This window comes from Streptomyces sp. NPDC001848, assembly GCF_042891915.1.
Classification (GTDB): domain Bacteria; phylum Actinomycetota; class Actinomycetes; order Streptomycetales; family Streptomycetaceae; genus Streptomyces.
On the sequence record NZ_JBIATP010000020.1, the window covers coordinates 26,138 to 48,152 of the forward strand.

At 70.2% G+C, this 22,015-nt stretch carries 20 protein-coding genes; 11 read left to right on the top strand and 9 right to left on the bottom strand.

The features are described 5' to 3' along the window. Positions 1 to 374: 374 nt before the first annotated feature. From ACFYZJ_RS32775 to ACFYZJ_RS32785, 3 genes are all read left to right on the top strand, one after another. A complete protein-coding gene (locus tag ACFYZJ_RS32775; protein WP_388574074.1) occupies positions 375 to 1,520 on the top strand; it encodes an LCP family protein in 1,146 nt (381 codons plus the stop codon). A 239-nt stretch (positions 1,521 to 1,759) separates the two neighbouring features. Next, a complete protein-coding gene (locus tag ACFYZJ_RS32780; protein ID WP_388574076.1) occupies positions 1,760 to 3,490 on the top strand; it encodes an LCP family protein in 1,731 nt (576 codons plus the stop codon). Between the two features lie 91 nt (positions 3,491 to 3,581). After that, positions 3,582 to 5,234: an LCP family protein gene (locus ACFYZJ_RS32785; RefSeq protein WP_388574079.1), complete on the top strand. Its 1,653-nt coding sequence runs from the start codon at positions 3,582 to 3,584 to the stop codon at positions 5,232 to 5,234. 61 nt (positions 5,235 to 5,295) lie between these two features. Here the strand turns inward: ACFYZJ_RS32785 and ACFYZJ_RS32790 are convergent, their stop codons facing one another. After that, positions 5,296 to 6,324 carry a glycosyltransferase family 2 protein gene (locus tag ACFYZJ_RS32790; protein ID WP_388574082.1) on the bottom strand — a complete coding sequence of 343 codons (1,029 nt, stop codon included), beginning with the start codon at positions 6,322 to 6,324 and terminating at the stop codon, positions 5,296 to 5,298. Between the two features lie 98 nt (positions 6,325 to 6,422). On the opposite strand from ACFYZJ_RS32790, the gene ACFYZJ_RS32795 reads away from it, so the two are divergent. Continuing rightward, the gene (locus tag ACFYZJ_RS32795; protein WP_388574085.1) at positions 6,423 to 7,982 is read left to right on the top strand and encodes an LCP family protein; all 1,560 of its coding nucleotides are present in this window, start codon (positions 6,423 to 6,425) and stop codon (positions 7,980 to 7,982) included. Positions 7,983 to 8,015: 33 nt separating this feature from the next. Here ACFYZJ_RS32795 and ACFYZJ_RS32800 read toward each other — a convergent pair whose 3' ends face one another. Then, positions 8,016 to 8,588, bottom strand: a complete 573-nt coding sequence (locus ACFYZJ_RS32800; RefSeq protein WP_388574088.1) for an acyl-CoA thioesterase — start codon at positions 8,586 to 8,588, stop codon at positions 8,016 to 8,018. A 119-nt stretch (positions 8,589 to 8,707) separates the two neighbouring features. Here ACFYZJ_RS32800 and ACFYZJ_RS32805 point away from each other — a divergent pair, with 119 nt between their 5' ends. Continuing rightward, positions 8,708 to 9,994: an LCP family protein gene (locus ACFYZJ_RS32805; protein ID WP_388574091.1), complete on the top strand. Its 1,287-nt coding sequence runs from the start codon at positions 8,708 to 8,710 to the stop codon at positions 9,992 to 9,994. A gap of 3 nt (positions 9,995 to 9,997) precedes the next feature. On the opposite strand, the gene ACFYZJ_RS32810 is transcribed toward ACFYZJ_RS32805, so the two are convergent. Continuing rightward, positions 9,998 to 10,795, bottom strand: coding sequence for an Fpg/Nei family DNA glycosylase (locus tag ACFYZJ_RS32810; protein WP_388574094.1), 798 nt, complete (start codon positions 10,793 to 10,795; stop codon positions 9,998 to 10,000). Between the two features lie 607 nt (positions 10,796 to 11,402). Here ACFYZJ_RS32810 and ACFYZJ_RS32815 point away from each other — a divergent pair. Together ACFYZJ_RS32815 and ACFYZJ_RS32820 are read left to right on the top strand one after the other, a co-directional pair. Beyond that, positions 11,403 to 11,627 (top strand): DUF397 domain-containing protein, encoded by a 225-nt coding sequence (locus tag ACFYZJ_RS32815; RefSeq protein WP_388574097.1) that lies wholly within the window; start codon positions 11,403 to 11,405, stop codon positions 11,625 to 11,627. Between the two features lie 83 nt (positions 11,628 to 11,710). After that, positions 11,711 to 12,037 carry a hypothetical protein gene (locus ACFYZJ_RS32820; RefSeq protein ID WP_388574323.1) on the top strand — a complete coding sequence of 109 codons (327 nt, stop codon included), beginning with the start codon at positions 11,711 to 11,713 and terminating at the stop codon, positions 12,035 to 12,037. Between the two features lie 198 nt (positions 12,038 to 12,235). Here the strand turns inward: ACFYZJ_RS32820 and ACFYZJ_RS32825 are convergent, their stop codons facing one another. Continuing rightward, on the bottom strand, positions 12,236 to 13,393 hold the full coding sequence (locus tag ACFYZJ_RS32825) for an acyl-CoA dehydrogenase (protein ID WP_388574100.1): 1,158 nt from the start codon (positions 13,391 to 13,393) through the stop codon (positions 12,236 to 12,238). 179 nt (positions 13,394 to 13,572) lie between these two features. Here ACFYZJ_RS32825 and ACFYZJ_RS32830 point away from each other — a divergent pair, with 179 nt between their 5' ends. Next, positions 13,573 to 14,916: a UDP-glucose dehydrogenase family protein gene (locus ACFYZJ_RS32830; protein ID WP_388574102.1), complete on the top strand. Its 1,344-nt coding sequence runs from the start codon at positions 13,573 to 13,575 to the stop codon at positions 14,914 to 14,916. A 104-nt stretch (positions 14,917 to 15,020) separates the two neighbouring features. On the opposite strand, the gene ACFYZJ_RS32835 is transcribed toward ACFYZJ_RS32830, so the two are convergent. Beyond that, positions 15,021 to 15,527: a CGNR zinc finger domain-containing protein gene (locus ACFYZJ_RS32835; protein ID WP_388574105.1), complete on the bottom strand. Its 507-nt coding sequence runs from the start codon at positions 15,525 to 15,527 to the stop codon at positions 15,021 to 15,023. A 192-nt stretch (positions 15,528 to 15,719) separates the two neighbouring features. Here ACFYZJ_RS32835 and ACFYZJ_RS32840 point away from each other — a divergent pair, with 192 nt between their 5' ends. After that, entirely contained in the window at positions 15,720 to 16,079 is a 360-nt protein-coding gene (locus tag ACFYZJ_RS32840) for a VOC family protein (RefSeq protein ID WP_388574107.1), read from the top strand. Between the two features lie 18 nt (positions 16,080 to 16,097). Next, the gene (locus ACFYZJ_RS32845) at positions 16,098 to 16,490 is read left to right on the top strand and encodes a VOC family protein (RefSeq protein ID WP_388574110.1); all 393 of its coding nucleotides are present in this window, start codon (positions 16,098 to 16,100) and stop codon (positions 16,488 to 16,490) included. 130 nt (positions 16,491 to 16,620) lie between these two features. On the opposite strand, the gene ACFYZJ_RS32850 is transcribed toward ACFYZJ_RS32845, so the two are convergent. Genes ACFYZJ_RS32850 through ACFYZJ_RS32860 form a run of 3 tightly spaced genes read right to left on the bottom strand, consistent with a single transcriptional unit; the run spans position 16,621 to position 19,470 of the window. Further along, positions 16,621 to 17,799, bottom strand: a complete 1,179-nt coding sequence (locus ACFYZJ_RS32850) for a dipeptidase (RefSeq protein ID WP_388574112.1) — start codon at positions 17,797 to 17,799, stop codon at positions 16,621 to 16,623. A gap of 4 nt (positions 17,800 to 17,803) precedes the next feature. Then, the gene (purE, locus tag ACFYZJ_RS32855; protein WP_388574115.1) at positions 17,804 to 18,334 is read right to left on the bottom strand and encodes a 5-(carboxyamino)imidazole ribonucleotide mutase; all 531 of its coding nucleotides are present in this window, start codon (positions 18,332 to 18,334) and stop codon (positions 17,804 to 17,806) included. After that, the gene (locus tag ACFYZJ_RS32860; RefSeq protein ID WP_388574118.1) at positions 18,331 to 19,470 is read right to left on the bottom strand and encodes a 5-(carboxyamino)imidazole ribonucleotide synthase; all 1,140 of its coding nucleotides are present in this window, start codon (positions 19,468 to 19,470) and stop codon (positions 18,331 to 18,333) included. Before ACFYZJ_RS32860 ends, purE begins: the two co-directional genes overlap by 4 nt. Positions 19,471 to 19,806: 336 nt before the next feature. Between ACFYZJ_RS32860 and ACFYZJ_RS32865 the strand changes: the two genes are divergently transcribed. Next, entirely contained in the window at positions 19,807 to 20,349 is a 543-nt protein-coding gene (locus ACFYZJ_RS32865) for a GtrA family protein (RefSeq protein ID WP_388574312.1), read from the top strand. Positions 20,350 to 20,525: 176 nt separating this feature from the next. Here ACFYZJ_RS32865 and ACFYZJ_RS32870 read toward each other — a convergent pair whose 3' ends face one another. Further along, entirely contained in the window at positions 20,526 to 21,803 is a 1,278-nt protein-coding gene (locus tag ACFYZJ_RS32870) for an ATP-binding protein (RefSeq protein ID WP_388574121.1), read from the bottom strand. Between the last annotated feature and the right edge of the window lie 212 nt (positions 21,804 to 22,015).

Genomic DNA, 22,015 nt, shown 5'->3' on the forward strand with positions numbered 1-22,015 from the left:
CCGCGAGTCCGCCACGACGAACGCACCACAGACCCGACCTGCCGATCGCTGCCGACCCCCCGCAGCAATCACGCCACACACCCGACCCGTCCATCGCCGCGAGTCCGCCACGACGAACGCACCACAGACCCGACCTGCCGATCGCTGCCGGCCCGTCGCAGCGATCGCGCCGCCGGCCCCCGTATCGATAGCGCCGCGGATCCGTCACAGCGATCCCGCCCACGCGCGGACCCGCAATGAAGTCACAGCCCGCGCCCCCATAGGGGCGCTGTCGGCCGCCATCCGGACCAGTATCGGACGCCGTGCGCCCCCGCCCCGGGCCATGGTCGTAAGAGCAGTTCCCGCTCGTACGACCCAAGGTGGTGGACCCGGAAGTGAGAGCACGTCATCGGCGTCGGCGCTGGGTGCGTCTGTGTGCCCTCGGGCTGGCCGTGCTGGTGCTGGGTGCGGCCGGGGCCGGATGGGTCGCCTACGAGAAGCTCGACTCGAACATCACCGCGGACGAGGCTGCCGCCGCCGAGCTCGAGCGGTACGAGAAGGAGCGGCCCACGGCGCTCGTGCGCGGGGCACAGAACATCCTGCTCATCGGGTCCGACTCGCGTGCGGGCGCCGGCAACGGCCGGTACGGGCGGGACTCCGGGACGGAGCGGTCCGACACCACGATCCTGCTGCACCTCGCGGCCGACCGGCGCAGCGCCACCGCCGTCTCCCTCCCCCGTGACCTCATGGTGAACGTGCCGAGCTGCGGCCGGCCGGACGGCAGCCGCAGCAAGGCGCAGTTCACCATGTTCAATTACGCCTTCGCGACCGGGGGTTCGGCCTGCACGATCCGTACCGTCGAGAAGCTGACGAGCATCCGGATCGACCACCACATGGTCGTCGACTTCGACGGCTTCAAGAAGATGATCGACGCGCTCGGCGGCGTCCAGGTGTGTCTGCGGCAACCCATCGACGACACGGCCGCCAGGCTCAGGCTGCCCGCGGGCAAGGTGACGCTCGACGGCGAGCAGGCACTCGGCTACGTACGGGCCCGCAAGAGCCTCGGCGACGGCAGCGACACCGAGCGGATGGAACGCCAGCAGCGCTTCCTCGGCGCGCTGGTCACCAAGGTGCGCAGCAACAAGGTCCTGCTCAACCCGGTGAAGCTGTATCCCGTGCTGGACGCCGCCACTTCGGCCCTCACCACGGACCCGGGTCTGGCGAGTCTGCGCGGACTCTACGCACTCGTGCGTGGCCTCGGGAACCTCTCCGCCGAACATGTGCAGTTCCTGACGGCCCCCCGCACCCCGTACCCGGCCGACCTCAATCGTGACCAACTGGTGCAGCCGGCCGCGGACAAACTCTTCGGGCGTCTGCGCGCGGACCAGCCGGTCGAGGTCACCAAGGAAGTTCCGGGTAATTCAGCCGCAAAAACGAGCAATACGGCGGCCGATTCCGGGGCAGGATCGGCACAGAAGACACCTCCCGGCCCCACGCCCACTTTCACGGGCAACACGGCCGCCCAGGACGCCTGCGGGTAAAGCGCGGCCCATGACGGGGAACGTGTGAGCTAAGAAGTCCCTGAGAAATAGGGCGGATTGCCCGGTTGTAGGGAAGTGGAATTTGTCACCGCTGTCGCTCGACGCTGAACTGGGCGGATAGTGTGAGCGATCCGGTGCCACGCCCCGAGGTCCGTCCCGGGCACACGCACTGGCTGAAGAGACCCGAGCGCCTTGAGGGGGAAGGCGCCGCGTGGCCCCGACGGAGGATTCGAACAACCGTGGACGCGCAAGGCCGTGGGCGGGCGGACAACATCGACCCCGCAGACCAGTGGGTGCTCAACCCGGACACCGGCGAATACGAACTGCGACTGGCCCCTCCCGGAGCGCAGTCGTCCGTGCCGAGACCACGCAGGGCGACCCCTGTCGACGGCGTGCAGGGGGGTACCCGCACGGCACCCGGCCGCGGGGAGCCGGCCCCGGACGTCCTCCCCGGTCAGCGCCGCCGGGGGGCACCCCCGGAGCCTCCCGGGCGCCGCCGGGGCCGTACCAAGCCCAAGAAGGGCAAGGCGAAGAAGATACTGTTGTGGACCGGCGGCAGCATGGCGTTCGTGCTCGTCGCGGTCACGGCGGCCGGTTACTTCTACCTCCAGCACCTGGAGGGCAACGTCGCGACGACGGACGTGGGTGACGCCGCCAAGAACGGCTTCAGCAAGGACGAGGCCTTCAACATCCTGATCATCGGTACCGACAAGCGCACCGGCAAGGGCAACGAAGGCTACGGCGACAAGGGCAGCGTCGGCCACGCCGACACCAACATCCTGCTGCACGTCTCCAAGGACCGGACGAACGCGACCGCGCTGAGCATCCCGCGCGACCTGATCGTCAACGTGCCGGACTGTCCGACGAAGCAACCCGACGGCACCACGAAGGTCATCCCCGGCACGCAGAACGTCCGCTTCAACACGAGCCTCGGGCAGGACGGCCGCGACCCGGGCTGCACCATGCGCACGGTGAAGGAGATCACCGGGGGCATAGAGCCCGACCACTTCATGATGCTCGACTTCAACGCCGTGAAGACGCTGACGACGGCGGTGGGCGGCGTCGAGGTGTGTCTCAAGCACGCGGTCAACGACCCGAAGTCGCACCTCGACCTGCCCGCCGGCCCGTCCAAGATCGAGGGCGAGCAGGCGCTCGCCTTCGTGCGCACCCGGCATTCCTGGGGCAACCACGGCGACCTGGACCGGATCAAGGTGCAGCAGCAGTTCATGGCGTCGCTGATGCGCAAGATGTCCTCAAGTGACACGCTGACCGACCCGAGTAAGCTGCTCGACCTCGCCGAGGCCGCCACCAAGGCGCTGACCGTGGACACCGGCCTGCACAAGGTGAGCACCCTCAAGGACGTGGCCCTGGAGCTGAAGAAGGTGCCGACGAAGAACATCACCTTCCTCACCGTGCCGGTGGTCGACAACCCCGCGGACGGCGTCGTGCACAAGACGGTCATCGTCGACCCGAACAAGGGTCCCGAGGTCTTCGCCGCGATCAAGAACGATGTCTCCTTCACCACGGTGAAGAAGAAGCAGCAGGCGGCGAAGGCCACCGCGGACAACCCCCTCAAGGGCTCACGTTCGGCTGCATCGGACATCCGCGTCGACATCTACAACGGCGGCGCCCCCACCGGCAGCGCACAGACGACCCTCAGCTGGCTGCAGAACAACGAGGGCGTCACCAAGTCCAGCCAGCTCGGCAACGCGGGCAAGACACTGAGCAAGACGACTCTCGAGTACTCGCCCGACCAGGCGGATCAGGCGCGCAAGCTGGCGGACATCATGGGACTGCCCGCGTCGGCGCTGAAGCCGGGCAAGAGCGAGAAGAACGACCAGGGTCTGCCCGCGATGGTGCTGACCCTCGGCCAGGACTTCCAGGGCCCGGGCACGCCGCTCACCGCTCCGACGAAGGCACCGGACGTCGACAACAAGTCCACGGCGGACAAGGTTCAGTGCGCCAGTTGAGCGCACAGCGCCACCTTACGGGCCTGTCACGCGTCTAACAGGACGCATGACAGGCCTGTTCGATGGCGCAAAGGGTGGGGAGGATGGGGAATTGACGCGGAGTGGTCTGCGCGGGGAGAAGCCGGCGGTCGGGGAGGCGGTGTCCCTCGCACCGCAGACACAGGACGTGCCGGGGGGCCACGGCCGGAACGGCGGAGGAGGACCGGGCGCGAACAGACGGGGCAGCAACAGCAGAGGCCCCGGAAGGCGTGCGCTGCGCTGGTCGGCGACGGTTCTGTCGGTCGTGATACTCGGCACGGCCGGCGCCGGATACCTCTACTACCAGCACCTGAACGGCAACATCCGCAAGGGTGAGCGCAGCAGCGGCGACTCGAAGGCACAGAAGACGCAGCCGAACGCGGCCGGCCAGACACCGGTGAACATCCTGCTGATCGGCTCCGACAGCCGTAACTCCGACGAGAACGTCGCGCTGGGCGGCAGCAGGGACAACCGTGGCAACCCGCCGCTGGCCGACGTCGAGATGCTCATCCACCTGTCCGCCGACCGCAAGAGCGCCGCCGTGGTGAGCATCCCGCGCGACACCCGGGTCGAGATCCCCGCGTGCAAGGATCCGGCGACCGGCCATCAGTACCCGCCGACCAACGCCATCATCAACGAGTCGCTGGCCCGCGGCGGCCCCGGCTGCACCCTGGCCACCTGGCAGAACCTCACCAAGGTCTACATCGACCACTGGATGATGATCGACTTTGCGGGCGTGGTGAAGATGGCCGACGCCATCGGTGGCGTCGACGTCTGCGTGAACCAGAACGTGTGGGACCGCCCCCTGCCGCGCGTGCCCGGAGGATCGGGGCTGAAGATGACGGCCGGCACGAAGAAGGTCACGGGCGAGCAGGCCCTGCAGTGGCTGCGCACCCGGCACGCCTGGGGCAGTGACCTGCTGCGGGCCAGGGCCCAGCACATGTACCTGAACTCGATGATCCGCACGCTGAAGAGCCAGAACGTCTTCACCGACACGGGCCGGCTGATGAACCTGGCCGAGGCGGCCACCAAGTCGCTGCAGGTCTCCGAGGAGATCGGCTCGGTCAGGAAGCTGTACGACCTGGCCATGCAGCTGAAGACGGTTCCGACGAACCGCATCACCATGACCACGATGCCCAACGTCACCGACCCGCAGAACGACGACCACGTGATCCCCGACGGTGCGAACGCGGACAAGATCTGGGAGATGATCCGCGACGACGTGCCGTTCGACGACAAGGGCACGACGCCGGCGCCGAAGAAGACGACGAGCGCGAGCCAGGCGGCCAAGGCCCCGTCGGCCACGGTCGCGGCCGACCGGTTGGGCGTGGTGGTGCAGAACGCCACCAGGACGTCCACGCAGGCCCCGGTGCCGCTCCGGGCGCGCGACATCAGCCAGGTGCTCGTGGGGAAGGGCTTCACCAGGGCCGAGCCCGACACGACGACGGCGCTGTCCGAGGACCAGACGGTCGTGCGTTACCCGAGCGCGGACCTCGAGGGCGATGCCCGGAGCGTCGCCAACGCACTCGGCATTCCCATGAGTTCCGTCAAGAAGTCGACCGACGTGTCGGGCGTCACCGTCATCGTGGGTTCCGACTGGCGCACCGGCACGAGCTACCCGAAGCAGTCCGCGCCGAAGGCCGGTGACCTCCCCAGCAACTCCGACGCGCTCAACGGCTCGGACACCGGTCAGTGCATGGACGTGTACCGGCCCTACCGGTGGTAGGCGGCCGTCAGCCCCGGATCCGCTCGGGTTCCGGGGCTGACGGCTGCCGGGAATCGGCCCGTCAGGCCTCGACGACCACCGCCGGCCGCCGCGAGGCGATGACCTTCCTCGCCAGGGACTTGGGGCTGGTCAGGAAGCCCCACCCCCACGACATGTGCATGGTGGCGAGAGCGACGGGGATCTGCAGACGGGCCTTCAGCGGCAGGCCCCTGCCCGCCGGGATCGAACCCAGGACGATCGCCGCGAGATAGCCACCGGGGATCACCAAGCCCCACGGGGTGAGCGCGGCGCCCACCACGATGCCCGCCGCGATCGCGCACACGGCCGTCGGCGGGGCCAGGTAGCGCAGGTTGATGGAGCCGGAGTGGTAGCGGGCGACGACATGGCGCCAGCGGCCGTAGTCCTTGTACTGCTTGGCGAGCGCGCGCACCGACGGCCTGGGCCGGTACGACACCTTCAGCTCCGGTGAGAACCAGATCAGGCCGCCCGCCTCGCGGATGCGGAAGTTCAGCTCCCAGTCCTGGGCCCGGATGAACTCCTCGTTGTAGCCGCCCTGCTGCTCGAGGGCCTCCCGGCGGAAGACGCCGAGGTAGACCGTCTCCGCGGGGCCGGCCTCGCCACCGGTGTGGAAGGCGGCGTTCCCGACCCCGATCCTGGAGGTCATTGCGGCGGCGACCGCGTGCTCCCAGTCGTTCTCGCCCTCGGCGTGCATGATGCCGCCGACGTTCTGCGCGCCGGTCTCCTCCAGGAGGCGCACGGCCGTCGCGATGTAGTTCGGCGAGAGCATGCCGTGGCCGTCGACGCGGACCACGATCGGGTGCCGGGAGGCCTTGATCGCGGCGTTCAGCGCTGCGGGTGTGCGGCCGGTCGGGTTCGGAACCGTGTGTACACGCGGGTCCTCGCGGACCAGCTCGGCCGCGATCTCGTCCGTGCGGTCCGTGGACGGGCCGAGCGCGATCACGACCTCCATCTCACCCTCGTACTCCTGGGCGAGGATCGCACGGACGGCTCCGCGCAGATGCCGCTCCTCGTCGAGTACGGGCATGATCACGGACACGGCGGGCAACTGCACGTCGGGCTTGGCGTTCATAGGAGCCTCACGTTACCGCGAACGGGGGACACCGGTGCGCGCCGCCCGGGCGCCGCCGAGGGCCGAAGATCGCAAGGGCCTACGGTGCTCGCGGACCCATGCCCAGCCCCGCGGAGGTCTCCCCCGTGCCCACGCCCACCCGCTCACCCGCGCGCCGCGGGCCGGTTGGCCGCTCCCCCGCCAGGCGGCCGCCCGTCCGGCGGCGGAAGCGCGGCTGGCCCGTGCGGATGGCCACCACGCTGTCCGTGGTGGTCCTGGTCTCGGCGGGCATCGGGCACGCGGTGATCACCACCCTCGACGGCGGGATCTCCCGTATCGACCCTTTCAGGGACATGAAGAACCGTCCCGCGGCGGGGAACGGCATGAACGTGCTGCTGGTCGGCACCGACGGGCGCGACAGGATCACGGAGCGGGAGCGGCGGGCGTACCACCTGGGCGGCCAGCCCTGCCACTGCACCGACACGATCATGATCGTGCACATCTCGGCGGACCGGGAGCGGGCGACCGTGGTCAGCCTGCCCCGCGACTCCTACGCGGAGGTGCCGGAGCACACCGACGAGACGACAGGGCAGCGGCTCGGTACCCATCCGATCCGGCTGAACGCGGCCTACGCGGAGGGTGGGCCGAACCTGACCGTGCGCACGGTCGAGGACATGACCCATCTGAAGATCGACCACTACCTGGAGGTCGACTTCGTCAGCTTCATGAAGACGGTGGACGTCCTCGGCGGGGTACGGGTGTGCAGCACGCAGCCGCTGAAGGACACGTACACCGGGCTCGATCTTGCCCCGGGCACGCATGTGCTGGGCGGCGGGCAGGCGTTGCAGTACGTGCGCTCCCGGCATGTGGACGGGGCGTCCGACCTGGGGCGGATGCAGCGGCAGCAGAGGTTCCTGGCGGCGCTGATCGACCGGGCGACGTCGTCGGGTGTGCTGCTGAACCCGGCGAAGCTCCGGGACGTGGCGCGGGCGGCGCTCGGGTCGGTGCGGGCGGACCAGCGGTTCGGGACGGACGAGCTGCTGGACCTGGGGCGGGCGATGCGGAACTTCTCGCCGCGGTCGTCGGAGTTCACGACCGTGCCGATCGGGCGGATGGAGTACCAGGTCAAGGGGCTGGGGTCGACGGTGAAGTGGGACGACGCGAAGGCCAAGACGTTGTTCGACTCCCTGCGGGACGACCGGCCGCTCGCTCCCGGGGAGCCGCGGCCGAAGGGGCAGGAGAAGCCGAAGGGGCAGGAGAAGCCGAAAGCTCCTGCTCAGGGGCCTGCGGCCGTGGAGGTGGAGGTCCCTCCGCAGCAGATCCGGGTGCAGGTGGAGAACGGAACGCTGACGGAGGGGCTCGGCAGACGGGCGGACGACGGGCTGGCGGCCACCGGATTCCGCACGACGCGGCACCCGGTGAACGCGGCGGAGCGCGGAGTGCGGCGCACGGTGGTGAGCTACGACCCGCGGTGGAACCGCCCGGCGAAGGTCCTGGAGGCGGCCTTGCCGGGGAGCGAGCTGCGGGCCGTGCCGGGACAAGGGCCGATGCTGCGGGTGACCGTGGGGGCGGACTTCAAGGAAGTGCGGCCGGTGACGGTGCGGACGCCGGAACCGAAGGCATCGCCGGCGCCACAGCAGGCCGTGGTGACCGGGGACCAGGTGGTGTGCCCGGCGTAAGGGCGCACGACGTGAGGGCCGCACCACGGTGCGTCAGTCCTCGTACCCCTCCGCCGCCCTCTTCTCCCTCAGCTCCATGATCGCTCGACGGCGGGCCAGGCGGTGGGTGCGGCGGATCTGGGCTTCCTGGTAGCGGCGCCTGTCCCGGTCCGTCTCCGGGATCACCGGCGGAACCGGGCGGGGCTTGCCGTCCGCGTCGACCGCCGCGAAGACGAGGTAGGCGGAGCCGACCTGGGTGGGCGGGGCGGACTCGTTCCAGCGTTCGGCCAGGACCCGTACGCCGACCTCCATGGACGTCCGGCCCGTCCAGTTGACCTGGGCCTTCACATGGACCAGGTCGCCGACCCGGACGGGCTCCAGGAACGCCATCTCGTCCATCGACGCGGTCACCGCGGGTCCGCCGCTGTGCCGGCCGGCCACCGCGCCCGCCGCGTCGTCGACGAGTTTCATGATCACGCCGCCGTGCACCGTGCCCAGCAGGTTGGTGTCGTTGTGGGTCATGATGTGGCTGAGCGTGGTCCGGGATGCGGAGGTGGGCTTCCCGGGGAGTGCAGCCTCTGTTTCGCCCGGAATTTCTGATTCCGGGGCGGGGGCCTGGTCTGTCATGGCCTCCACCTTATGCCGCGGCACGATCCGGAGACTTTGTGTCGGCTTCGCAACAGCCCTGACCCTGTTTTTCCTCGGCTCTTGTACGGCCCACGGCCCGACCCTGCACACTGGGGCGCATGAACGATTGGCCCGAGGGATGGTCCGACGACAGCCGCGGCAACCGCTACGGACGCGGCAGCACCAGCGCTCAGCCCGAAGGCGCGCGCGTGATGCGGCAGGTCCGGCGTACGCCCGGCCCGCCGGGCGGCCCCCAGGCCGCGCCGCCGTACGGCGGGGTGCCGCAGCAGCCGACGTACGACGACCGGGGATACGACGGCTACGACAACGGCTATGACAGTGGTTACAACACCGGCCAGGTCTACGGCAGCCCGGCCGGCAGACCCCACGGACCGGGCGGCGACGGTCCCGGCGGGGCGCGCCCCGCGCCCAACTGGCGCCGCCGGATCAAGTGGACCGCGATCACGCTGGTCACCGCCCTCGCGGTGACCTCGGTCGCCACCTACTTCTGGGCCGACTCCAAGCTGCACCGCGACGTCGACCTGTCCAAGGTCATCGACCGGCCCGCGGCGGGCAAGGGCACCAACTACCTGATCGTCGGCTCCGACAGCCGCGCGGGTCTGTCGGACGCGGACAAGCAGAAGCTGCACACCGGGTCCGCCGAGGGCAAGCGCACGGACACCATGATGATCCTGCACGTCGGCGACAACGGCGACACGCTGATCTCGCTGCCGCGCGACTCGGACGTGGAGATACCCACCTACAAGGGGTCCACCTCCGGCAAGGTCTACCAGGGCACCGGCCGCCACACGAAGCTGAACGCGACGTACGCGGAGGACGGCCCGGAGCTGCTGGTCCGCACCATCGAGTACAACACCGGGCTGCACATCGACCACTACGCGGAAATCGGCTTCGCCGGCTTCGCGAACATCGTGGACGCGGTCGGTGGCGTCACGCTCACGATCGACAAGGGCTTCAAGGACAAGTACTCGGGCGCCGACTTCAAGGCGGGCACACAGACGCTGAACGGCGATCAGGCCCTCGCCTTCGTCCGCACCCGGCACGCCTTCGCACAGAGCGACCTGCAGCGGACCAAGAACCAGCAGAAGTTCCTGGCGGCGCTCGCCCACCAGGTCGCGACCCCGTCGACGGTCCTCAACCCGTTCAAGCTCTACCCGACGATGGGCGCCGGCCTGGACGCGCTGACCGTGGACAAGGACATGTCCCTGTGGGACCTGGCCTCCATGTTCTGGGCGATGAAGGGCGTCAACGGCGGCAACGGCAAGTCCATGAACATGCCGATCTCCGGCTCGACCGGCGGCAACCTGCTCTGGGACAAGGCCAAGGTCAAGACGCTGGTCGACGAACTGAAGAACGACCAGACGGTGACGGTCTCCGGCGACTAGCCGTCACGGCGGCGGCCCGTCCGGCTGGCACCGTGGGCACCACACCGTCCCGCGACCCGCGACACGCGACCGCCGCAGGATGCCGCCGCAGCGCGGACAGGCCGGAACGGGGTCGTCCCGGTGGCCGGTGAGCCAGGAGTCGTACGGCGGCACGCACCCCGCGGTGACCGCCGAGCGCAGGGTCCGGCGCATGTGCGTGTACAGGCGCCGGACCTCGGCCTGGGTGAGGTCGCCGACCGGGCGGGTGGGACGTAGCCGGGCGCACCACAGAATCTCGTCGGCGAGCAGGTTGCCCAGTCCGGCAAGGACGGACTGGTCCATGAGGACGCTCTTGATGCGGCCGCGGCGGGAGGAGAGCGCGGCCCCGAACTCCCTGCCGTCCACCGCCAGGGCGTCGGGGCCCTGCCGGCCCAGCAGCCGGGCGACGTCCGAGTCGTCCTCGGCCAGCCAGAGTCCCTGAAGCTTGCGCTGGTCCCGGTAGCGGAGCTGGCGGTCGCCGCCCACGGTGAACAGGACGCGGTCGTGGGCCTCGACCACGTCGTGGGGGCGAGAGCAGACCAGCCGACCCGTCATGCCGAAGTGCAGCAGGAGGGTGGGACCGCCGCCGGTGGGGGCCAGCAGCCACTTCCCGTGCCGCTTCGGCTCGGTGAACCGCCGGCCCTCCAGCGCGTCGCGCAGCCGGCGCACGCTCACCCCGCGCAGGACGCCTGCGTCGCGCACGTCGACGCGTTGAACGACCCTGCCCTTCGCGCAGGACTGGAGCACCCTCCGGAATCCCTCGACGTCTGGCAGCTCAGGCATGGGGGTTGCGCCCTTCGGCCGGCCGATGTCCAGCGCCCTTGGGGGCGGCCGCCGACGCGATGCGTTCGCCCCCTTCCTCCATCTTCCCCGTGGGCCCCGTCCCCAGCATTTCCCGTGATCGTCAGCAGTCTGCGCAGGTCGGCCCAGCCGCACCGGAGCCACGACTGGGAGCGCGCCAGACGAGCAGGCTTGGTGGAGGTCACGCGGTTTCCCGTTCCGTCAACCGTGATCGCTTGACAACGCGCGATCCGCAAGGGACTGCAGCGGGGTTTCAGACGGCAACGTGAGGCTCCGTCGTCACCAAGCTGAGGTGCACGCGTGACGCGCAAGGGAGCGGCACAGCGGCTCTTCGCTGACCAACCGCTGATGACGATGCGCGTTTCCCGTGACTCGGGGCAAACGTGGGAGCCCGAGCAGGCGGTGTCCCCGAGTGATGATCCGGCACCTCTCATGACTTCCGGGTGGCCGCCGTGCCAGTACACACGGTGCGCCGAGTCCGGCAAGCGTTCCTACCGCTGAAGCGCGGCTCTCCCCCCTTTGAACTCCCGCCCGTTCGGGCGGCTGCGGTCAGCCATGACCGCGACTAGTTGCGCAGGAAGGTGCAGTGATGCAGAACGGAACCGACCTGTACGCACTCGACATCAGCGGGGCCTCGTTCGTCCAGGCGTGCGGTGATCCCTGTACCGAGGGGTGCGTGACCCTGGCCCGGATCGGTGAGGACGCCTGGGCGCTGGGCGACAGCAAGCGGCCGGACGCCGAGCCGCTGCGGTTCACCACGGAGGAGCTGGACGCGGCCGGTATCAACCCGGCGCGGTTCGGCCTGAACGTCTGATCCTCCCCTCCAGTCAGCCGGGCCGGGGCCATCCCCCGTCCCTGGGTCCGGACCGGCTGGCACTCCTCGGAACGGAACGACTGGTGCACCACCACGGCAATCCATGGACCGGCCCGAAAGAGCGCTTCGACCAGGAAGCTCTGCGACGGCCCCCGCATCCTGAGCCGCCCCCTGTCGGCAGCAAGTACTGCAAGGCCCACTCACTCCGGCACTACTACGGGTCGCGACTGCTGTACGCCAGAGTCCCCGAGGGCGATGTGGCCGACTGGATGGGCCACGGCAGTACGGACGTGCTGCGGGAGCACTACCACCACATCTTCGAAGGAGCCGAGCAGCGCGGCCGGGCCGCCATCGCGACGATGTTGACGCCCGGCGCCGACGACCCCACGGAGGCGTCAGAGGTCGCCTGACCGTGTACGACAACAGCCCCCGGCATCGCGCTGGGGGCTGTGTTGTTTGTGCAGGTCAGTGGCTGTTTTCAGCCCGGCATCCGCCCAAGACTCCCCCAGCATGACGCCCAGGAACGGCCCTGACCGGGCCGCAATGGGCAGAACGCCAAGGGTGCCCCTCCGGACCTTCGAAACAGCTTCTGACCTGCAAAAATCCTGCTAGGGAAGGTTCCTTGCCATCACGATCCGCTGAACCTGGTTCGTACCCTCGTAAATCTGGGTGATCTTCGCGTCGCGCATCATGCGCTCGACCGGGTAGTCGCGGGTGTAGCCGTAGCCGCCGAGCAGCTGGACGGCGTCCGTGGTGACCTCCATGGCCACGTCCGAGGCGTAGCACTTGGCGGCGGCGCCCTGGAAGGTGAGGTCGGAGTCGCCGCGCTCGGACTTGGCGGCGGCGGCGTAGGTCAGCTGGCGGGCGGCCTCGATCTTCATCGCCATGTCGGCGAGCATGAACTGGATGCCCTGGAAGTCGGCGATCGGCTTGCCGAACTGCTTGCGTTCCTTCACGTAGTTCTTGGCGTAGTCGAAGGCGCCCTGGGCGACGCCGAGAGCCTGCGCGGCGATGGTGATGCGGGTGTGGTCGAGGGTCTTCATCGCCGTGGCGAAGCCGGTGCCCTCCTCGCCGATCATGCGGTCGGCGGGGATGCGGACGTTGTCGAAGTAGACCTCGCGGGTGGGCGAGCCCTTGATGCCGAGCTTCTTCTCCGGGGCGCCGAAGGAGACGCCCGGGTCCGACTTCTCGACGACGAAGGCGGATATGCCCTTGGAGCGCTTCTCGGGGTCGGTCACCGCCATGACCGTGTAGTACTCGGAGACGCCCGCGTTGGTGATCCAGCGCTTCACGCCGTTGAGCACCCAGTGGTCGCCGTCGCGGACCGCGCGCGTCTTCATGCCGGCCGCGTCGGAGCCCGCCTCGGGCTCGGAGAGGCAGTAGGAGAACATCGCGTCACCCTTGGCCAGCGGCGCCAGGTACCTCTTCTTCAGCTCCTCGGAGCCGGAGAGGATGACCGGGAGGGAGCCGAGCTTGTTCACGGCCGGGATGAGGGAGGAGGACACGCAGACGCGGGCCACCTCCTCGATCACGATGACGGTGGCGAGCGCGTCCGCGCCCGCGCCGCCGTACTCCTCCGGTACGTGCACCGCGTGCAGGTCGTTCGCGACCAGGGCCTCAAGCGCCTCCTGCGGGAAGCGGGCCTCCTCGTCCACCGCGGCGGCGTACGGCGCGATCTTCGCCTCGGCCAGCGAGCGGATGGCGTCACGGAGCATGTCGTGCTCTTCGGACGGGCGGTACAGGTCGAAGTCAGCCGATCCGGCCAAGGTCTCTCACGCTCCAGGAAGACGCAGTGCGCTGACGCTAATTACCGTTAAGTAACTGGAATTTTAGGGGCCCGCCCACGGGACGGGTACGTGAGCTTGGCGACAGCTGGGAAATTGCCCAGTCAGAGGCCCGGCTATGCTCGGGCACCGGTCACCGCCCTACCCGTTCTGGAGCACCCATGAGCCTCAAGATCACCGTGATCGGCACCGGCTATCTCGGCGCGACACACGCCGCGGCCATGGCCGAGATGGGGTTCGAGGTGCTGGGGCTGGACGTCGTGCCCGAAAAGATCGAGATGCTGCGGCGGGGCGAGGTCCCGCTGTACGAGCCCGGGCTCGAGGAGTTGCTGCGCAGGCACGTCGCGGGCATCGAGGGCTCCAGCGGGCGGCTGCGCTTCACGACGGACTGGGCCGAGCTGGCCGAGTTCGGTGACGTCCACTTCCTGTGTGTGAACACCCCGCAGAAGCACGGCGAGTACGCCTGCGACATGTCGTACGTCGACGCCGCGATCGCCTCCCTCGCCCCGCATCTGAAGGGCCCCGCGCTCGTCGTCGGCAAGTCGACCGTGCCCGTCGGCTCGGCGGACCGCCTCGCCGCGTACCTCGCCGAGCACGCGCCCGCCGGCGGGGACGCGGAACTGGCCTGGAACCCGGAGTTCCTGCGTGAGGGCTTCGCCGTGAAGGACACGCTGCACCCGGACCGGATCGTGGTCGGTGTGCGCAGTGAGCGCGCCGAGAAGCTGCTGCGTGAGGTGTACGCGACGCCGATCGCCGAGGGCTCGCCGTTCGTGGTGACCGACTTCCCGACCGCGGAGCTGGTGAAGGCCTCCGCGAACTCCTTCCTCGCCACCAAGATCTCCTTCATCAACGCGATGGCGGAGGTGTGCGAGGCCGCGGGTGGCGACGTGGTCAAGCTGGCGGAGGCCATCGGGTACGACGACCGGATCGGCAAGAAGTTCCTGCGGGCGGGGATCGGCTTCGGCGGCGGCTGTCTGCCGAAGGACATCCGGGCCTTCATGGCGCGCGCCGGCGAGCTGGGCGCCGACCAGGCGCTGACCTTCCTGCGCGAGATCGACTCCATCAACATGCGCCGGCGTGGCCAGATGGTGGAGATGGCGCGGGAGGCGCTGGGCGGCGTCTCGTTCCTCGGCAAGCGGGTCGCGGTGCTCGGCGCCACCTTCAAGCCCGACTCCGACGACGTCCGCGACTCGCCCGCGCTGAACGTCGCCGGACAGATCCATCTGCAGGGCGGCCAGGTCACGGTCTACGACCCCAAGGGCATGGACAACGCCCGGCGGCTGTTCCCGACGCTCGGCTACGCCGACTCGGCGCTGGAGGCGGTCCGGGGCGCCGATGTCGTACTGCACCTGACCGAGTGGCGTGAGTTCCGTGAGCTGGACCCGGCTCAGCTGGGCGAGGCGGTGGCCTCCCGCATCCTCCTCGACGGCCGCAACGCGCTCGACCCGGATGTCTGGCGCCGGGCCGGGTGGACGTACCGGGCGATGGGCCGTCCCACCGCGTAGGCGTACGGGTGACGCCGGTCCGGCCGAGGCTCAGTCGGCCGGACCGGCGTCCTGTTGCATTCTGCACCACCGGGTCGGCGTCCGGCCGCCGAACTCCTGCTGGATCACGCCCCCTTCGCCCGGTACCGCCGCATCTTCGCGCGCGCCCCGCACACCGCCATCGAGCACCAGCGACCGCGTCCGGCCGGGCTGCGGTCGTAGTACGCCCAGTGGCAGTCGACGGCCTCGCAGGCCTTCAGGCGCCCCCAGGTGCCCGCCGTCAGCGCCTCGGCGACGGCGGCCGCCACGCGCGCGTGCAGCGAGCCCTGGTCGGCGGGGGTCAGACGGGCCGAGCCGTCCCGCTCGTCGACGGCCACGTACAGCGGGGCGTGCGCCAGCAGCCGGGTCAGCGGGCTCACCTCGCGGTGCGGTGGGTGGCCCGCGTGGGCGAGCAGCACGGCGCGCAGCGACTCGCGCAGTTCCCGGGCGCGCGGCAACTCGTCCTCCGTGAGCGCGAAGCGGGCCCGGCCTTCCACGGTGTCCAGCGAGTCGGCGCCCGACTCGATGTCCAGCGTGTTCACCAGGGCCTGGACGAGTTCCAGGCCGCCGGGCGCGGGCGATCTCTCACTCATGCCCGCGACGTTACCCCCAGCGCCCGCAGAGGCGGTAACTGTGACCGGTCGGCGTGTATCGGCGTGTACCTCTTGCGTTGTTACCCGATGGACGGGAGCATGCAGTAACCCGTTACCGGTTACTAGGCTCTACAGGTAACCGGCTCCGGGTAACTGCACTCCATGGGTAACCGCGATCTGGAGGAGGAAGTCATGGCTCTCGCCAAGCTCGGCCCCGTCGTTCTGGACTGCCCTGATCCGAGGGCGCTGGCCGCCTTCTACGCCGAGGTGCTCGGCGGCCGCGTCGAGGGCGAGGGGGACTGGGTGGACCTGCGGGTGCCCGGCGGACAGGCGCTGGCCTTCCAGGCGGCGCCCGGATTCGTACCGCCGAAGTGGCCCGCGCCCGACCACTCGCAGCAGTTCCACCTGGACCTGGTGGTGGAGGACCTGGACGCGGCGGAGCAGGGGGTGCTGGAGCTGGGCGCGAAGCCGCTCGACGCGGAGGACCGCGCGCGCAGCTTCCGTGTGTACGCGGACCCGGCCGGGCACCCGTTCTGTCTCTGCGCCGCCTGACGCCGAAGGAGGACCCTCATGCCCGCTGTGGCACGTTTCCGCAACGTGGTGATCGACTGCCCGGACCCGCGCGCGCTCGCCGAGTTCTACGCGCGCGTGGCCGGCGGCACGCCTGAGGCCGAGGACGACGACTGGGTCGTCCTGCAGATTCCCGACGGGCCGCGGCTCGGCTTCCAGCGGGCGGAGGACCACGTCCCGCCCGAGTGGCCGCGCGCGGACCGCAACTCGCAGCAGTTCCACCTCGACTTCGACGCGGGCTCCACCTGGGAGGAGGTGGACACGGCGCACGAGAAGGTGCTGGCGCTGGGCGCGCGACCGCTGGACGTGGAGGACCGGGAGAAGAAGGACTTCATGGTGTACGCCGACCCGGCGGGACATCCCTTCTGCCTGTGCCGGATCGAGCACTCCTGAGCCGGCCGCCGGGCAGGGCGGCACCCCGGTACCTCTGAGCCGACCGCCAGGCAGGGCGGCACCCCGGTACCTCTGAGCCGGCCGCCGGGCGGGGCGGCCGGGTGCACGGAGGCCGCCCCGCCCCGGACGGTCAGCCGTCGAGGTCCTCGATGGTCGCGTTCGACGGGGCGCGTCTGCTCTGCAGGTCGCGTGCCACGTCCTCGGCCGCACCCAGCACCCGTACCGCGTTCTGCCAGGTCAGCTTGGCCAGGTCGGCCCTCGACCAGCCGCGGTCGAGCAGCTCCGCGATCAGGTTCGGGTAGCCGGAGACGTCGCCCAGGCCGTCCGGGGTGAAGGCGGTGCCGTCGTAGTCGCCGCCGATCCCGACGTGGTCGACGCCCGCCGCCTCGCGCATGTGGTCGAGGTGGTCGGCGACCGTCGCGACCGTGGCGACCGGGCGCGGCGTGCGCTCCTCGAAGGCGCGGTGGACCTTCATCGCCTCGGGGGTGGTGTCGAGGGGGTGCAGGCCGTGCGCGCGCATGTTGTCGTCCGCCGCGGCCGTCCAGTCGACGGCCGCCTGGAGGACGAACTTCGGCACGAACGTCACCATCGCCACCCCGCCGTTGGCCGGCAGGCGTTCGAGGACGTCGTCGGGGATGTTGCGCGGGTGGTCGCACACCGCGCGGGCGGAGGAGTGGGAGAAGATCACCGGGGCTTCGGTGGTGTCCAGCGCGTCGCGCATCGTGGTCGCCGCCACGTGCGAGAGGTCGACGAGCATGCCGAGGCGGTTCATCTCCCGGACCACCTCGCGGCCGAAGTCCGACAGACCGCCGACGCCCGGTTCGTCCGTCGCGGAGTCCGCCCAGGCCACGTTGTCGTTGTGGGTGAGGGTCATGTAGCGCACACCGAGCGCGTACAGGCCGCGCAGCGTGCCGAGGGAGTTCGCGATGGAGTGGCCGCCCTCCGCACCCATGAGGGAGGCGATCCGGCCGTCCCTGCGCGCCGTCTCCATGTCGGCGGCGGTCAGGGCGGGGGCGAGGTCCGCCGGGTAGCGGGCGAGCAGCTGCCGTACGCAGTCGATCTGTTCCAGCGTCGCGGACACCGGGTCCGACAGGTCGCAGGGCACGTACACCGACCAGTACTGGGCGCCGACCCCGCCCTCGCGCAGCCGGGGCAGGTCGGTGTGCAGGCGGGCGTTCTGGTGCCGGGCGATGTCCAGGGTGTCCAGGTCGTAGCGGGCCTGCTTGCGCAGCGCCCAGGGCAGGTCGTTGTGCCCGTCGACGACCGGGAACTCGCGCAGGAGTCCCCGGGCTGCCTCAAGAGAGCTCACCGGGTCACTTCCCCGAGTTGAAGCCGAAACCCGCCGCCGCTCCCTCGACCTTGGAGCGCAGCCGCTTGCCCTTCTCGGTGGCCTGGTCGTTGAGGTCCTGCTGGAACTCCCGCATCTTCTGCAGGATTTCCTCGTCGTGCGCGGCGAGGATGCGGGCCGCGAGCAGGCCGGCGTTGCGGGCACCACCCACGGAGACCGTCGCGACCGGCACACCGGCCGGCATCTGCACGATCGACAGCAGCGAGTCCATGCCGTCGAGGTACTTCAGCGGGACCGGGACGCCGATGACGGGCAGCGGGGTGACGGAGGCGAGCATGCCGGGCAGGTGGGCGGCGCCGCCCGCACCCGCGATGATCACCTTCAGGCCGCGGTCCGCCGCCTGCTCGCCGTAGGCGACCATCTCGCGCGGCATGCGGTGCGCGGAGACGACGTCGACCTCGTACGCGATCTCGAACTCGTCGAGGGCCTTGGCGGCGGCCTCCATGACGGGCCAGTCGGAGTCCGACCCCATGACGATGCCAACAACAGGGCTCATTCGGTGATCGTGCCTCTCAGGTAGCCGGCTGCGTGACGGGCGCGCTCCAGCACGTCGTCGAGGTCGTCGCCGTAGGTGTTGACGTGGCCCACCTTGCGGCCCGGCTTCACGTCCTTGCCATACATGTGGATCTTGAGCTGCGGGTCGCGCGCCATGCAGTGCAGGTACGCCGAGTACATGTCCGGGTAGTCGCCGCCGAGGACGTTGACCATGACCGTCCACTTGGCGCGCGGGCGCGGGTCACCGAGCGGGAGGTCGAGGACGGCCCGGACGTGGTTGGCGAACTGCGAGGTGATCGCGCCGTCCATCGACCAGTGGCCCGAGTTGTGCGGGCGCATCGCCAGCTCGTTGACCAGGACGCGGCCGTCGCGGGTCTGGAACAGCTCCACCGCGAGGTGGCCGACGACGTCGAGTTCCTTGGCGATGGTGAGCGCGAGCTGCTCGGCCTCGAGGGCCAGGTCCTGGTCCAGGTCGGGGGCGGGGGCGATCACGGTGTCGCACACGCCGTTCACCTGCCGGGACTCCACGACCGGGTAGGCGACGGCCTGCCCGTGCGGCGACCGTACGACGTTGGCGGCCAGCTCCCGGACGAAGTCGACCTTCTCCTCGGCGAGGACGGGCACACCGGCGCGGAAGGGGTCCTGGGCCTCCTCGGCGGAGTCCACCACCCAGACGCCCTTGCCGTCGTAGCCGCCGCGGACGGTCTTCAGGACGACGGGAAAGCCCTCGCCCTCGGCCGCGAACGCCGCGACGTCCTCGGGGTCGCTGACGATGCGGTGCCGCGGGCAGGGCACGCCGATCGCGTCGAGTTTGGCGCGCATCACGCCCTTGTCCTGAGCGTGCACGAGCGCGTCCGGGCCGGGGCGTACGGCGATGCCGTCCGCCTCCAGGGCCCGCAGGTGCTCGGTGGGCACGTGCTCGTGATCGAAGGTGATCACGTCACAGCCCCGCGCGAAGGCACGCAGCGTCTCCAGATCGCGGTAGTCGCCGACGACGACGTCGCCGACGACCTGTGCCGCGGAGTCCTGGGGTGTGTCACTGAGAAGCTTGAACCTGATGCCCAGCGGGATGCCCGCCTCGTGGGTCATACGAGCGAGCTGGCCACCGCCGACCATGCCGACTACCGGGAACGTCACGGACCCAGGGTATCGGGCCGGCCAGGGAGGCCGGTTTCCGTCCCCGCGGAGGGCGTTTGGAGAGCCGTTTCGGAGGGACTTTCCCAGGGGTACGCGAAAGGACCCATACGGGGTTTCCCGAAGTGCGGTCCCGGTGGCTTTCTTTCCGTCCTCATGTACGGTCCCCGGGCATCGTTCACCGGCGCTCGTTAGCATGGCCGGGTCGGCGGAACCGTTCGGCGCCTTTTTCCGCCGAGGGGCCGGTACGACCGGCCGAGGGGCCGGTACTACCGAGCGACACGAACGACACGACGGATGCGACCGAATACGACCGACCCGACGGGGGCTGGCGACACGATGGGCAGTGGTTCCACAAGTCTCACGGACAGGCCCGAGGCCGCGGTACGCCGGAAGTTCGACCGGCTGCTGCGCGAGATCGCCAAGTTCGGCGCGGTCGGCGGGGCGGGACTGCTGGTCAACCTCCTGGTGTTCAACCTGGTGCGGCATGTCACGGGGCTCCAGGTGGTCCGGGCGAGCATCATCGCCACGATCGTCGCGATCGCCTTCAACTACATCGGCTTCCGCCACTTCACCTACCGGGACCGGGACAAGGGCGGGCGCACCCGAGAGATGACCCTGTTCCTGGTGTTCAGCGCGGCCGGACTGGTGATCGAGAACGGCGTGCTGTACGTGGCGACGTACGGGTTCGGCTGGGACAGCCCGCTGCAGAGCAACGTGTTCAAGTTCCTCGGCATCGGCCTCGGGACGCTGTTCCGCTTCTGGTCGTACCGCACCTGGGTGTTCAAGGCCATGCCGGCGGCGTCGGCGGTGGCGGGCGCCGAGTCGATACTCCACGAGGCGGAGCAGCGGCGCCGCCGCGACGAGCACGCGAACCGCTGACCGGCGGTCTCCCGCTGCGGGGCGCGTGCGCAGGCGTACCGCCCGGCGTGGGCAGGAGCACCGCCCGGCGCGTGAGCAGGCGCACATGAAGTGCGTCGCCCGACGTGGTGCGGTGAAGAAGCCCCGACCGGCCGCTGACCGGGCCCCCGGTCGTCACCGGGCCCGTCGGCCCCGGCTCACCTCACCGTGCGTTCCGGTTCCTCCGGTGCCGCGGGCACCTTCAGCGGGGTGCGGGACAGGAACAGCCCGAAGACCGGGGGTTTGACCTGGAGCATCTCCAGACGGCCGCCGTCGGCCTCCGCGAGGTCACGCGCCACCGCGAGACCGATGCCCGTGGAGTTCCGGCCGCTGATGGTGCGCTCGAAGATGCGGGAGCCCAGCTCCGGCGGCACCCCCGGCCCCTCGTCCGTGACCTCCACGACCGCCTGGTTGCCGGTGACCCGGGTGCGCAGGGCGACCGTGCCGCCCCCGTGCATGAGCGAGTTCTCGATCAGCGCCGCCAGGACCTGGGCGACCGCCCCCGGCGTCCCCACCGCCCGCAGGTGCCGTTTGCCGGAGCTGACGATCGCACGTCCCGCGCTGCGGTAGGCGGGCCGCCACTCGGCGAGCTGCTGCTGGATGACCTCGTCCAGGTCGAAGGAGACGGCCGAGCCGGTGCGCGGGTCGCGGGCGTTCGTCAGCAGGCGCTCCACGACGTCCGTGAGCCGCTCGACCTGCGTCAGCGCGATCGTCGCCTCCTCCTTCACCGTGTCCGGGTCATCCGTGAGCGTGATCTCCTCCAGCCGCATGGACAGCGCCGTCAGGGGCGTGCGCAGCTGGTGCGAGGCGTCCGCCGCGAGGCGCCGCTCGGCGGTCAGCATGCGCGCGATCCGCTCGGCGGAGGCGTCGAGGACGTCGGCGACCCGGTCCAGCTCCGGGACGCCGTACCGCTTGTGGCGTGGCCGCGGGTCACCGGAGCCGAGGCGCTCGGCGGTCTCGGCGAGGTCGGTGAGCGGGGAGGCGAGGCGGTTGGCCTGGCGCACCGCGAGGAGCACCGCCGCGATGATCGCGAGCAGCGCGACCAGGGCGATGATCAGCAGCGTACGGCCGACTTCACGCGTGACGGCGGAGCGGGGCTCCTCGACGCGGACCGTCTCGCCCTCCTCGCCCTTGGTCGTGGAGTGGATGACGTCACCGGTCGGCTGGGTGCCGACCCGGATGGGGGGCTGGCCGGGGATGTCGATCACCGCGTACCTGTCGCCGGTGACCTGGTCCTTGAAGACCGCGGCGCTGACCTTCTCGTCGCTCAGGACACGGCTGTCCACGATGCTGGCCAGGCGCAGCGCCTCGGAGTCGACGCGCTCCTGGGCGCTGTTGCTGATCGTCCGGGTCTCGACGATCACGAGGGAGACGCCGAAGACCGCGATCACCACGAGGACGACGGCGAGGGTGGACTGGATGAGACGACGACGCACGGAGGCCTCCGGCGGGGGACGGTACGAGGACCAGTGTGCCTGGGGCACTTCTTCGCCCGGGGGTGGGGCCGCGCCCGAAGGGGCGCGGGGAACTGCGCGACCAGCCACAAGCGACCCGCAGCCGCGCACACACCCGGCCACAACGGCATGGCGCCAAGCCACACCAACGGCACACCGGAGCCCGGCGGAGCCCGGCGCAGCGCCTAGTGGCG

Bases quoted from the DNA above. Each gene is read 5' to 3' on its own strand.
- ACFYZJ_RS32815 (WP_388574097.1), top strand. From the start codon at position 11,403: ATGCAGAACGGAACCGACCTGTACGCACTCGACATCAGCGGGGCCTCG.
- purE (WP_388574115.1), bottom strand. From the start codon at position 18,334: ATGAGCCCTGTTGTTGGCATCGTCATGGGGTCGGACTCCGACTGGCCC.
- ACFYZJ_RS32835 (WP_388574105.1), bottom strand. From the start codon at position 15,527: ATGAGTGAGAGATCGCCCGCGCCCGGCGGCCTGGAACTCGTCCAGGCC.
- ACFYZJ_RS32810 (WP_388574094.1), bottom strand. From the start codon at position 10,795: ATGCCTGAGCTGCCAGACGTCGAGGGATTCCGGAGGGTGCTCCAGTCC.
- ACFYZJ_RS32805 (WP_388574091.1), top strand. From the start codon at position 8,708: ATGAACGATTGGCCCGAGGGATGGTCCGACGACAGCCGCGGCAACCGC.
- ACFYZJ_RS32800 (WP_388574088.1), bottom strand. From the start codon at position 8,588: ATGACAGACCAGGCCCCCGCCCCGGAATCAGAAATTCCGGGCGAAACA.
- ACFYZJ_RS32840 (WP_388574107.1), top strand. From the start codon at position 15,720: ATGGCTCTCGCCAAGCTCGGCCCCGTCGTTCTGGACTGCCCTGATCCG.
- ACFYZJ_RS32865 (WP_388574312.1), top strand. From the start codon at position 19,807: ATGGGCAGTGGTTCCACAAGTCTCACGGACAGGCCCGAGGCCGCGGTA.
- ACFYZJ_RS32795 (WP_388574085.1), top strand. From the start codon at position 6,423: ATGCCCAGCCCCGCGGAGGTCTCCCCCGTGCCCACGCCCACCCGCTCA.
- ACFYZJ_RS32845 (WP_388574110.1), top strand. From the start codon at position 16,098: ATGCCCGCTGTGGCACGTTTCCGCAACGTGGTGATCGACTGCCCGGAC.
- ACFYZJ_RS32790 (WP_388574082.1), bottom strand. From the start codon at position 6,324: ATGAACGCCAAGCCCGACGTGCAGTTGCCCGCCGTGTCCGTGATCATG.
- ACFYZJ_RS32830 (WP_388574102.1), top strand. From the start codon at position 13,573: ATGAGCCTCAAGATCACCGTGATCGGCACCGGCTATCTCGGCGCGACA.